This is a genomic window from Deferribacter desulfuricans SSM1 (assembly GCF_000010985.1).
Lineage (GTDB): Bacteria > Chrysiogenota > Deferribacteres > Deferribacterales > Deferribacteraceae > Deferribacter > Deferribacter desulfuricans.
In genome coordinates, this window is the sequence record NC_013939.1 from 1,023,342 (window position 1) to 1,035,325 (window position 11,984).

Annotated in this window: 11 protein-coding genes; all 11 read left to right on the forward strand. The window is 30.1% G+C overall.

Annotation, left to right across the window (positions count from 1 at the left end; genetic code table 11):
• The first annotated feature begins 101 nt into the window (after positions 1–101).
• Positions 102–1,652 carry a hypothetical protein gene (locus tag DEFDS_RS05145; protein ID WP_013007742.1) on the forward strand — a complete coding sequence of 517 codons (1,551 nt, stop codon included), beginning with the start codon at positions 102–104 and terminating at the stop codon, positions 1,650–1,652.
• A gap of 7 nt (positions 1,653–1,659) precedes the next feature.
• Positions 1,660–3,024: a hypothetical protein gene (locus DEFDS_RS05150; protein ID WP_013007743.1), complete on the forward strand. Its 1,365-nt coding sequence runs from the start codon at positions 1,660–1,662 to the stop codon at positions 3,022–3,024.
• A complete protein-coding gene (gene tilS / locus DEFDS_RS05155) occupies positions 3,008–4,264 on the forward strand; it encodes a tRNA lysidine(34) synthetase TilS (protein WP_041223632.1) in 1,257 nt (418 codons plus the stop codon). The genes DEFDS_RS05150 and tilS overlap by 17 nt, the downstream gene beginning before the upstream one ends.
• On the forward strand, positions 4,257–4,790 hold the full coding sequence (hpt, locus tag DEFDS_RS05160; RefSeq protein WP_013007745.1) for a hypoxanthine phosphoribosyltransferase: 534 nt from the start codon (positions 4,257–4,259) through the stop codon (positions 4,788–4,790). The genes tilS and hpt overlap by 8 nt, the downstream gene beginning before the upstream one ends.
• A gap of 64 nt (positions 4,791–4,854) precedes the next feature.
• A complete protein-coding gene (gene ftsH, locus DEFDS_RS05165; RefSeq protein ID WP_013007746.1) occupies positions 4,855–6,696 on the forward strand; it encodes an ATP-dependent zinc metalloprotease FtsH in 1,842 nt (613 codons plus the stop codon).
• Positions 6,689–7,882, forward strand: coding sequence for a dihydropteroate synthase (gene folP / locus DEFDS_RS05170; protein WP_013007747.1), 1,194 nt, complete (start codon positions 6,689–6,691; stop codon positions 7,880–7,882). Before ftsH ends, folP begins: the two co-directional genes overlap by 8 nt.
• Positions 7,875–8,642: a diadenylate cyclase CdaA gene (gene cdaA / locus DEFDS_RS05175; RefSeq protein WP_013007748.1), complete on the forward strand. Its 768-nt coding sequence runs from the start codon at positions 7,875–7,877 to the stop codon at positions 8,640–8,642. Before folP ends, cdaA begins: the two co-directional genes overlap by 8 nt.
• Positions 8,626–9,531: a CdaR family protein gene (locus DEFDS_RS05180; RefSeq protein WP_013007749.1), complete on the forward strand. Its 906-nt coding sequence runs from the start codon at positions 8,626–8,628 to the stop codon at positions 9,529–9,531. The genes cdaA and DEFDS_RS05180 overlap by 17 nt, the downstream gene beginning before the upstream one ends.
• Positions 9,531–10,892: a phosphoglucosamine mutase gene (glmM, locus tag DEFDS_RS05185; RefSeq protein ID WP_013007750.1), complete on the forward strand. Its 1,362-nt coding sequence runs from the start codon at positions 9,531–9,533 to the stop codon at positions 10,890–10,892. Before DEFDS_RS05180 ends, glmM begins: the two co-directional genes overlap by 1 nt.
• 15 nt (positions 10,893–10,907) lie before the next feature.
• Positions 10,908–11,636, forward strand: a complete 729-nt coding sequence (locus tag DEFDS_RS05190) for a pyridoxine 5'-phosphate synthase (protein WP_013007751.1) — start codon at positions 10,908–10,910, stop codon at positions 11,634–11,636.
• A 3-nt stretch (positions 11,637–11,639) separates the two neighbouring features.
• Positions 11,640–11,975: a holo-ACP synthase gene (acpS, locus tag DEFDS_RS05195; RefSeq protein ID WP_013007752.1), complete on the forward strand. Its 336-nt coding sequence runs from the start codon at positions 11,640–11,642 to the stop codon at positions 11,973–11,975.
• The last annotated feature ends 9 nt before the right edge of the window (positions 11,976–11,984 follow it).

An 11,984-nucleotide genomic window follows, 5' to 3' on the forward strand; every position in this document is an offset into this window, starting at 1 on the left:
GTATTTTTTAGCCAAAATTTTTGAAAAACATTTGTAGCTGTAATTGTTTTATCCTTTGATTTATGTTAAAATAAAATATAAATTTTATAGGTGGTGATAATATGGCTAAAAAAATTGGTGAGCTTTTAGTAGAAAAAGGGGTGATTACTAAGAATCAACTTGATCTTGCGTTAAAAAGACAATCACTTACTGGTGAAAAACTTGGATATATATTGGTAAAATTGGGTTTTATAGATGAAGAAAAGTTTTATACGTTTTTAGCTGAACAATATAATGTAAAAAAGTTTGATAAAGATGAATTTATTATTGCAAAAGAAACTCAAAATTATTTGTCCTTAAAGACTGTTTTTGAAAAGGGAATAATCCCTATAGAAAAAAAAGATGATAAGCTTTTGGTAGGTTTTTCTAATTTTGCAATATTAAATAGCTTGAACGATATAGAATTTGAAGCAGGGTGTAAAGTTGTCCCTTATCTTTTACCAGATAATGTGGTTAAAAAAATATTATCAGATTTCCAAAATTTCCCGTATGGATTAAAAGATTACCATTTTAAAAGTTTTAGAAAATATGTTTTAGAAAAATATGGTACTTATGATATAGGTATTTCTGATTTAATTTCATTAATTGATGATTTGGAGTCAGAATATAATCAAATTATGTTTGTAGACAGTTCTCAGCCGTTGATAAAAAAAAGTAATTCTATTTACAAAATAGATTATAAAATAATAAAACACTCTGAAATTCTAAAGTTTATTAAAGAGCATGTTTCTGATATAAATAAAAAAAAGTTAATAAATGATAATTTGATAAAATTTAGCTTAGAGTTAAATGGTAAAAATTATATTTGTTCTATCTTAAAGCAGAAAAATAAATACAGCTTGATTCTAAATCCTATTAGTAAGCATATTCCTGATATTATGGATTTTGATTTAGATCCTACAGTTTTAAAAGAGTTGATTTCCCTTAGGGGAGGCTTATATATTATAGCATCTCCAATAGGTCATGGAAAAACGACTTTTATGTCATCTTTGGCTAACTACTTTAGTAAAAATATCAATAAAGTAATACTGTTTCTTGATGAGTTTATTTTGTACGACTTATCTCATGACAATTCTTTTATTATGCAGATTGAAATTGGGAATGATGTGGATTCATTGAGTGAGGCAGTTTTGTTGGATAATATCATAAATGCCAATTTAATATTTGTGAGTTCAGTTAAAAATTATAAAGATTTTTTATATGTATTACAAATGGCCGAAGCTGGGAAAAAAGTATTTATGGCTGTAGATACACCGGATATAACAAGTGCAATAAGTTATATAATCTCGATGATCGAAGTGTTGAAAGATGTTTCAATCAAAGAGAGATTTGCCAATGTTTTGAGATTATGCATTGCTCAAAGACTAGTAAATTTAAAGCATTCAAATAAGAAATTATATTTGTATGAGTATTTAAAAATGAGTTTAAAAATGAAAAGATTTATTATTGATGGAGCAGTATTAAATATTAATTCTCAAGTTAAAGGTTCTAGTGACTACATCCCTATAGAGAAGAAGTTTGCAGAATTAATCCAGCAACGATTTCTTGATAAAGATGATATTTTTAATTATAGTTTAGATTATGATTTGATGAAAAACTATTTGAAGGAGTAGAGGGGGCATGCCTGAGATTTTAGTTGATATTAATTATTCGCTTAAAAAGTTTGTTAATAATGGATTAGATGAAAATAGTTTAATCGATTATAAGGAGAAGGCTCAGAAAGGTTTTTTGAAACTGGAGCAACTCCATAAGAGTGGCAAAATTGGTTTTCCTGAGGTTGTTAATCAAGATATTTCAGTTTTTAAAGAGTTTGCAAAAAAAAATACTGGAAAATATAACGACCTAGTTGTGATAGGGATAGGTGGTTCTTCTTTGGGGATTGAAGCCATAGTCGAAAGTTTACTCCCATTTGGTTACAATGCGTTATCCTTTTCTGAGAGGGGTGGTTTCCCTAGAATATGGGTTATGGACAATGTTGATCCTCATAAAAATAGATCTATTTTAAGGCATTGCCAACCTGAAGATACTCTTGTGTGTGTTATTTCAAAATCGGGTGGGACTGTTGAAACTTTGTTTAATTTTAATAAGGTTTACAGTTGGTTTATTGACAATAAAGTTGAAAATATTCATGATCATTTGATACTTATTACAGACCCAGAAAAAGGGTTTTTGAGAAAATATGGGAAAGAAAACGGTATTAAATTATTTGATATTCCGGAAAATATTGGTGGTAGATTTTCTGTTTTAACTTCGGTGGGGTTGGTTCCTTTATCGCTTTTAGGTATTGAAATTGAAAAATTATTAGAAGGGGCTAAACATTTTTTGAACAATGGCATAGAAAAGGCTTTATATCTAGCAGCAGTATATCTTTATTTTATGGATAATAAAAAATGCATTAACGTGTTGATGCCATATACCTCAAGATTGGGTAAGTTTTCTGAGTGGTTTTCACAACTTTGGGCTGAAAGTCTTGGTAAGAAAAATTCGAACAATGGAGAATTAATTAACTTTGGGACTACACCTTTAAAATCAATTGGAGCCATAGATCAACATTCTTTACTTCAACTTTTTAAAGAAGGACCAAATGATAAGCATTTTACTTTTATTGAAATATTAAATCATATTTTTGATAAAAAATGTAAAGATACAATATCTAAAGATTTAAATCATTTTAAAGGAGTTTCAACTGGGGAGTTGTTAGATTATGAGCTTAGAGCCACAGAGCTTGTGTTGAGAAAAGCTGGAAGACCAACTGTAAAAATAGTTTTAGATATTTTAGATGAATTTTCTTTAGGTTATATTATCATGATGTATATGTATATTGTTAGTATTATAGGTTTGGCCAATGATATAAATCCTTTTGATCAACCAGGTGTTGAAGAAGGGAAAAAATATATAAACGGGCTTTTGGGTAGAGAAGAATATTTGGAGTTTAAAAAAGCATTTGAGCAGGATTATATAAAAATTGATGAATACATTATATGAAAAGATTTTATTTAAGGAATGTAATGCTTATAAAAATAAAAAATTAATTGTTGCTTTTTCTGGTGGTAAAGATTCTTTATCTATTTTACATTTTTTAGTAAAAAATAAAGATTTATTAAGTATTTCAGATATTATTGCATGTCATATAAATCATCAAATTAGACCTGATAGTGACGATGATGAAAAATTTGCTAAGGAATTTTGTGATAAATTAAATGTTAAAATTTATACATACAAAATTGATGTTTTTGACTATGTTAAAAAGTATAAGGTAAGTATTGAGGAAGCTGCAAGGATTTTAAGATATAAAAAGTTATACGATCTTTTAAATGATATTAAATATGATTTTATCGTAACTGCACATCATAAAGATGATTTAATCGAAAATTTTTTTATAAGGGTGTTTAGAGGTACTCCCATTTATAATTTATCCGGATTTAATATCAATGACGATGTAATAAAAAGGCCATTGTTAAATATAAACCGTGAATGTATTGAAGAATATATTGACTATTATCAACTCCCTTTTGTTGTAGATAAAAGTAATTTTGATGAAAAATATCTTAGAAACTGGGTGAGAAACAAGATTGTCAAAGAGATTAAAAGTTACAATAAAGGATTTCTAAATAATATAATCAGACTTATAGATGAATCCAAGGAGTTGTCAGATTATTTAAAGAGAAAATGTTTTGTTGAAGTTAATGAATTGAAAGAAGATTTTATTTATTTTAGTAAAGATAGATTATTAAAGTATGATGAATATGAAAGAAAGTTTATTTTAAATGACATATTGAGATGTTATTTTAAAGTTGAGAAAAAGCATATTAGCTCGATCTTGCAATCGTTATATAAAAATCATTCAAAAAGAGTAATATTACCAGAAAATTACATTTTTGAAAAATCTTACACCAATTGTTATTTATACAAAAAACACTATTTAAAAGATTTTGAAATAATAAAAAAGGAGGAAGAAAAAGAGATTATATTACCTTTTATAAATAAAAAGATTGTTTTTAGTGGGATATATAAAGATATGCAATTAATTGTGAGAAACAGGAGAAACGGGGATAGGTTCAAAGGTAAAAAATTAAAAGATATTTTTATTGATAAAAAAATTGATTTGATTATAAGAGATACTTCTGTGATAATTGAAAATAATGGTGAAATTATTTGGGTTGAGAATATTTCAGAGAATGAAGATATAAAAATAGAAAAAATAGAAGGTGGGTATTATGAATAATAATTATATTTTAGAACCGTTTATAAAAAAAGAGCAAATAGCTGACAAAGTAAAGGAACTTGGTGAAAAGATTACGAGTGACTACGCTGGAGAAGAGCTTTTTTTAGTTGGAGTATTAAAAGGGTCATGGATTTTTATGGCTGATTTAGTGAGATATATTGATTTGCCATTAGAGGTTAGTTTTATTTCGGTATCAAGTTATGTGGGGCAAACTACTAAATCAAGTGGAGTTGTTCGTCTTTTGTGTGATATTGATAAACCTTTAAATGATAGAAACGTGATCCTTGTTGAGGATATTGTTGATACAGGATTAACTTTGAGCTATTTAAAGAAATTGTTAGAAGTAAGAAATCCTAAATCTTTCAAAATTTGTGCTTTATTAGATAAACCTGAGAGGAGAATATCTGATATTTCAGCAGATTATGTTGGGTTTACAATACCTGATGAGTTTGTAGTAGGATATGGTTTGGATTATAATGGATATTTTAGAAACTTGCCTGATATATCAATATTAAAATTTAAATAACATATTGATAATATTTTTGTTAAGAGATAAAATAATAAAAACTAAATAATAGTTGGGAGTGGAAATGAAAAATAATTTTTACAAGAATTTTATGCTTTGGATGGTCATAGCTTTAATGATGGTTGTAATGTTTAATTTTTTTAATACAAGTCAGGGTGTTAGTAAAAAGATATCTTATTCAGATTTTATTGAAAACGTTCAAAAAGATAAAGTAAAGGTCGTGATTATAAAACAAAATCATATTACTGGTGAATTAGATGATGGGACTCATTTTGAAACATATTATCCACCAGATAATGAGCTAATTAAGATTTTGAGAGAGCATAAAGTACAGATTTACGCTAAACCACCGGATCAAAATCCATGGTATGTCCAAGTATTAATATCTTGGTTACCAATGATTATTCTCATTGGTATTTGGATTTTTTTCATGAGGCAAATGCAAGGAGCTGGTGGTAAAGCTTTTTCTTTTGGTAAAAGTAGAGCGAAACTGTTAACACAAGATCAGCAAAAAGTTACATTTAAAGATGTTGCTGGAGTTGAAGAAGCAAAAGAAGAGTTGCAAGAAGTTGTAGAGTTTTTAAAGGATCCTCATAGATTTCAGAGGTTGGGAGGTAAAATACCAAAAGGTGTTCTTCTTGTTGGACCTCCAGGGACAGGTAAAACACTTTTAGCAAAGGCTGTTGCAGGTGAAGCTGGTGTACCATTTTTTAGTATTTCTGGCTCTGATTTTGTTGAAATGTTTGTAGGGGTTGGTGCAGCTAGGGTACGTGACCTTTTTGATCAAGGGAAAAAGCACGCACCATGTATTATTTTTATAGATGAAATAGATGCTGTTGGTAGACATAGAGGAGCAGGTCTTGGTGGAGGACATGATGAAAGGGAGCAAACTTTAAACCAACTTTTAGTAGAGATGGATGGTTTTGAATCAAACGAAGGGGTTATTTTGATTGCAGCTACCAATAGACCTGATGTATTAGATCCTGCTTTGTTGAGACCAGGAAGATTTGATAGACAGGTTGTAGTACCTAGACCGGATGTGAATGGTAGATTAGAGATTCTAAAAGTTCACACTAAAAAAGTTCCTTTAGGTGAGGATGTAAACTTGGAAATTATTGCAAAAGGTACGCCTGGTTTTTCTGGTGCAGATTTAGCAAATCTTGTTAATGAAGCCGCTTTGATTGCTGCAAGGAAAGATAAAGATAAAGTTGAGATGGAAGATTTTGAAGAGGCAAAAGATAAAATCACTATGGGTAAGGAAAGAAGAAGCATGAGTATCAGCGAAGAAGAGAAAAAAGTTACAGCGTATCATGAAGCTGGACATGCTATAGTTGCAAAATTTATACCTGAGGCTGATCCAGTTCATAAAGTTAGCATCATACCTCGTGGTATGGCTTTAGGTGTGACTCAACAGTTGCCTCAGGATGATAGACACATGTATAGTAAAGATCATTTAGAAGGGATGATAAGTGTTTTGATGGGTGGTAGAGCTGCAGAAGAGATTATTTTTAATAGGTATACAACTGGGGCTGGTAACGATATTGAAAGAGCTACAGATATTGCCCGTAAAATGGTGTGTAGTTGGGGTATGAGTGAAAAATTGGGACCTCTTGCTTTAGGTAAAAAGGATGAGGCTGTGTTTTTGGGTAAAGAGTTGGCCACAGCAAGGGAGTTTAGCGAGAAAACAGCAATTATGATAGATGAGGAAATAAAGTCTATAGTTATGAACAACTATAAGAGATCGTTAAACATTTTAAAAGAGAATATAGACGTTTTACATGCAACTGCTAACTTGTTGCTTGAGAAAGAAACTATCGATGGAAAAGAGATAGATGAGATTATAGCAAGATCAAAAAATAAAAATAATTTGGATGAAGGAGAAAGTAAAGAATTAGAAGATGTTTAAAATATTTGAAGTAAAACCAGATAAAAATAGATTAATCTTTGAATTAAAAAAGATAGGTGTTGATGATTATGCCTTGTCTTTACATGAAAAAGGTGAAATTTTATGTTTAAAAATATTAAATCTAACTCCTGGACAAGCAAATATTTTAAAACAGGAGGCTTTAGCAGTAGGTGCCGATGTAGCTGTAGCAAAAGGTGCAGTTACTTGTAAAATTGAAAAGACAGATGCGTTACTGTTAATTACAAAAAAAAGTATTAGAAATCTGATAAGAAAATTAAAACTTCAACCTTTTAATCTTGATAAATTAGCAATTGAACTGGAGCAATTGTTAAAGCAGAAAGAGACCTCTTATTTTGTAGCTAAAGATGTTAGATTGCCTTTGGATAAACCATATATTGTTGGGATATTAAATGTCACACCAGATTCATTTAGTGATGGTGGTAAGTATTTGGGTGAAAAGAGTATTGATGCTAGGTTAGACTATTTTTTAGAAAATGAAATTAAAATTGTGGATATAGGTGGAGAATCTACAAGACCTGGAGCAGAACCTGTTTCGGCAAAAAATGAAATAAAAAGGATTGCTTATGCTATTAAACGTTCACTAGAAAAAGGTTTTGTAGTATCGGTGGATACTTATAAATCTGTAGTTGCAGAGTTTGCCTTAAAGGAAGGTGTTCATATTATAAATGATATTAGTGGATTTAATTTTGATAACAATATGGCTGAGGTATGTGCCAGATACGGGTGTGGTGTGTGTTTGATGCATATTAAAGGAACTCCTAAGAATATGCAGGATAACCCAACTTATAATAATTTATTGGAAGATATTAAACTTTATTTGAAAAAATCTATAGATATTGCTTTAAAATGTGGGGTTTCTAAAAATAGTATAATGCTGGATCCAGGTTTTGGTTTTGGAAAAACTTTGGATGATAATTATTTAATTTTGAAATATTTAGAAGAGATTAAAACTTTAGGTTACCCATTGTTTATTGGTGTTTCAAGAAAATCTATGATTGGCAAAATTATAGATAAAACGCCAGAAGAAAGGGATGTGCCAAGTAAAGCAATAGAATTTTTGGCAATGATTAAAGGTGCTAATTTTATTAGAACTCATGAAGTAAAGTATGCTAAAGATATAGCTAAGATAGCAGAATATTATAGCAAGGTTGAGTTAAATGCTTGAAATAATTAAAGACTTCTCATTAATAGATTTGATAGATATTACAATTATTAGTTTTGTAATCTACCGTTTATTGCTCTTGATTAAAGGCACAAGAGCCTTTAACATGTTTTTTGGAATAGTTTTTTTATTACTTTTTTCTTTTATTTCTAAATTTTTGGGGTTAAAGGCAACAAGCTGGATGTTGAGCAATTTTTCTGGTTATTTGTTTTTAACTATCATTATACTGTTCCAGCCAGAGATTAGAAGAGCTTTAGCTGCTCTTGGTGAAACAGGTATTTTTGGTAATTTTGCACAAAGAAGAGTAGCTGTTGTAGACGAAATTGTTAAAGCTTGCACGATTTTGGCTAATAGACAGATTGGTGCATTAATAGTCATTGAGCGAAATACTGATTTATCACATTATGTGCAAAGTATGCAAAAAGTTGATTCTTTGGTTACAAAGGAGATATTGCTTAGTATTTTTATACCTTACTCACCATTACATGATGGCGCAGTGATAATTAAAGAAGATAGAATAGTTTATGCTGGTGCAATATTGCCTTTAACAAAGAGGGTTGATTTGGATAAAGCTTTTGGAACCAGACATAGAGCAGCAATTGGCATTACAGAGGAAACAGATGCTGTGAGTATTGTTGTAAGTGAAGAAAGAGGAACTATTGCTGTATCAGCAAATGGTAGGATTTCAACAGAGTTAGATGCTGAGATGCTAAAAAATACACTTGTATCATTATTAGGGATTACAGATGAATCTGCTGCTTAAAAATTTTGAGTTAAAATTAATTAGTGTTGTTTTAGCGTTATTTTTATGGTTTTTGGTTGTTACCTCGGATTATAAAGAAGCAACTTATGATGTTCCTATAGTGCTGGATAATTTGAATAAAGGTTTGATTGCTGTTTATGATACGAATCTTGTTAGAGTTACTGTTAAGGGCCCCGACTATGTGTTGAAAAATCTTTCTTTTAATGATTTAAAGGTGAAAATAAATGCTGATATGTTAAAGTATGGCAAGAATAAATACCCTATATCTAATCAAGATGTAATTATTCCTAAAGGGGTAGAGCTTTTAAAAGTAGAGCCAAGGGTTATTATCATAACTATAGATAAATTGATAGAAAAGAGATTGAAGGTGGTTCCTGTTTTTATTGGCTCACCAAAGTTAGGGTATAAAGTGAAAAGTATTAAAGTTTATCCTGATACTGTAGTTGTAAAAGGGGCAAAAAATAATATTAGTGAGATGAAAACTATAGAAACACTTCCTATTGATTTGACTAATAAATATAAAGATTTAACTTACAATATTGCATTAAGAAAAAGTCAAGGGATTATGGAGATAGATCCCTCTTATATTGATGTGGTGGTTAAATTTATGGAAGATATAGATAAGAAAAGTGTTAAATTACCAGTAAATATTATTAATCAATCTGGTGATATGCGGTTAAAATTGTTAGATGATTTTGTTAACATTATTGTTAAAGGGCGAAAAGATTTACTGGATGATAAAAAGTTGCAAGGATTAATTAAAGTTTATGTAGATGTCTCTAACTTAAATAAGAAAGGTAGATACCTTTTACCTGTTAATTATGAAATAAAAGAAAATTTAAAGGTTATTAGTTTGAAACCTTCTAAAGTTAGGGTTGAGGTAGAATAATGAGAAAGTTTTTTGGCACTGATGGCATAAGAGGTAGAGCAAATATTTATCCTATGGTTTCAGATTTTGCTCTAAAATTGGGTAAAGCTATAGCGACAATTTTTAAAAATGGAAATAGGAAACATAAAATTGTTATTGGGAAAGATACCAGAATTTCAGGATATATGTTTGAAAATGCAATTGTATCAGGTATTTGTTCTGTTGGAGTTGATGCGGTGTTACTTGGGGTATTGCCTACGCCTGCTATCGCTTTTATTACAAAAAGCTTAAGAGCAGATGCTGGGGTGGTAATTTCTGCTTCTCATAATCCTTATTATGATAATGGTATTAAATTTTTTGGACCTGATGGTTATAAGTTAAATGATGAACTTGAGCTTGAAATTGAAAAGTTAATTGAAAAGGATAATTTTGATCTTTCTCCATCAAATATTGGGAAAGCTTATAGAATCGAAACAGCTATTGGTAGATATGTTGAATACGTTAAGTCAACTTTTGATAGAGATATAGATTTGAAGGGTTTAAAAATAGTTATTGATTGTGCTAATGGGGCGACATATAAAGTAGCTCCAATGGCAATATCTGAGTTGGGTGCTGATGTGATAGTTATAAACGATAAGCCAAACGGTTTTAATATAAATGATGGTTGTGGGGCTGTTAATCCCGAAAAGCTGCAAGGGGAAGTTATAAAAAATAATGCAGATTTAGGCATAAGCTTTGACGGTGATGGTGATAGGGTTATTTTTGTTGATGAAAAAGGTGAAGTTGTAGATGGTGATTATATAATGGGAATTTGCGCGAATTATATGAATAAGCAGGGTTTATTGAATAACTCTACTGTTGTTGCAACTGTTATGAGTAATATCGGTTTTGAAAATTCTTTAAAAAGGGAAGGGATAAAAATTATCAGAAGCCAAGTGGGAGATAGATACGTATTAGAAGAGATGCTAAAAGGTGGGTATAATTTAGGTGGTGAGCAATCAGGTCATATAATTTTTAGTGATTATAATACTACAGGGGATGGCTTGATAAGTGCATTACAGTTACTTAAAGTATTAGTAAAATCAGGAGAAACATTAAATAGAATTAAGAAGTTTATTGAAGTATACCCTCAAAAATTAAAGAATTTACCTGTTGATGAGAAGGTACCTTTGGAAAAACTTTCAAAACTAAAAAATGTTATCGATGAAATTGAAAATGAATTGCAGGGTGATGGCAGAGTTTTGGTTAGATATTCTGGCACGGAAAATAAATTGCGAATTATGGTTGAAGCAATTTATGAAGATAAAATAGATATGTATATAGATAGGATATGCGAAGTTGCTATTGAAGATATAAACAAAAATAAGAGTAAAGCTGAATAATTTGTGGAGGATTAAATGATAAAGTTAGGAGTTAATGTGGATCATGTTGCCACAGTTAGACAGGCTAGGCTCTCAATAGAACCTGATCCTGTGAGAGCTGCAGTGTTGGCTGAGCTTGGTGGAGCTGATGGTATTACCATACATTTAAGAGAGGATAGAAGACATATCCAAGATAGAGACCTCTATTTGTTGAGAGATATTGTAAAGACGAGGCTAAATTTAGAGATGGCTTGTAATGAAGAGATTATAGATATAGCTTTGAAAGTTAAACCAGATATGTGTACTTTGGTTCCTGAAAAAAGAGAGGAATTAACGACTGAAGGTGGTTTAGATGTTATTTCTAATTTTGAGCTGGTTAAAGACACTGTTTCAAAATTAAGAGATGAGGGGATAGAAGTTTCTATTTTTATTGATCCTGATGAGGCACAGCTTGAAAAAGCGATTTATACTGGGGCAAGATTTGTTGAATTGCATACTGGTGCTTATGCTGATGCTAAAAGTGAAAACAGATTAAAAGAATTAAAAAGATTAAAACTGGCAGCAAAAGTAGCTAAAAATCTTGGTTTTATAGTAAATGCGGGGCATGGACTTGATTATTATAATGTAATAGATATTGTTAAAATTAAAGAGTTATATGAGCTTAATATTGGTCACTCAATTATTGCAAGATCGATTTATGTGGGTATCAAAGAAGCTGTTAAAGAGATGAAGGATTTAATTTGTAAACATTCATTGGAATGCTAATAAATGCTTGGTTGTGATATTATTGAAATATCAAGGATAAAGAAAGCTTATTTAAAATATGGTGAAAAGTTTTTAGATAAAATTTTATCCAATACTGAAAAAAAAATATTTATGGAAAAAGAGGGAAGTAAATATTTTTATTTAGCTGGGCGTTTTGCAGCAAAAGAAGCAGTTGTTAAATGTGAAGATAAAAAAATATTATCATATACAAATATAGAGATATTAAACAGCAAAACTGGTAAACCTTTTGTGAAAATAAAAGGTGTGGTTAGAGATGATTTAAAAATTTCTATATCGCATTCCAAAGATTATGCTATTGCTGTTTGTGCAAAATTATAAGGAGAGAGT

What these genes read in the sequence shown, in the direction of transcription:
- hpt (WP_013007745.1), top strand. Translation starts at nt 4,257, where the DNA reads ATGAATAATAATTATATTTTAGAACCGTTTATAAAAAAAGAGCAAATA.
- acpS (WP_013007752.1), top strand. Translation starts at nt 11,640, where the DNA reads ATGCTTGGTTGTGATATTATTGAAATATCAAGGATAAAGAAAGCTTAT.
- ftsH (WP_013007746.1), top strand. Translation starts at nt 4,855, where the DNA reads ATGAAAAATAATTTTTACAAGAATTTTATGCTTTGGATGGTCATAGCT.
- glmM (WP_013007750.1), top strand. Translation starts at nt 9,531, where the DNA reads ATGAGAAAGTTTTTTGGCACTGATGGCATAAGAGGTAGAGCAAATATT.
- tilS (WP_041223632.1), top strand. Translation starts at nt 3,008, where the DNA reads ATGAATACATTATATGAAAAGATTTTATTTAAGGAATGTAATGCTTAT.
- cdaA (WP_013007748.1), top strand. Translation starts at nt 7,875, where the DNA reads ATGCTTGAAATAATTAAAGACTTCTCATTAATAGATTTGATAGATATT.
- folP (WP_013007747.1), top strand. Translation starts at nt 6,689, where the DNA reads ATGTTTAAAATATTTGAAGTAAAACCAGATAAAAATAGATTAATCTTT.
- DEFDS_RS05145 (WP_013007742.1), top strand. Translation starts at nt 102, where the DNA reads ATGGCTAAAAAAATTGGTGAGCTTTTAGTAGAAAAAGGGGTGATTACT.
- DEFDS_RS05180 (WP_013007749.1), top strand. Translation starts at nt 8,626, where the DNA reads ATGAATCTGCTGCTTAAAAATTTTGAGTTAAAATTAATTAGTGTTGTT.
- DEFDS_RS05150 (WP_013007743.1), top strand. Translation starts at nt 1,660, where the DNA reads ATGCCTGAGATTTTAGTTGATATTAATTATTCGCTTAAAAAGTTTGTT.
- DEFDS_RS05190 (WP_013007751.1), top strand. Translation starts at nt 10,908, where the DNA reads ATGATAAAGTTAGGAGTTAATGTGGATCATGTTGCCACAGTTAGACAG.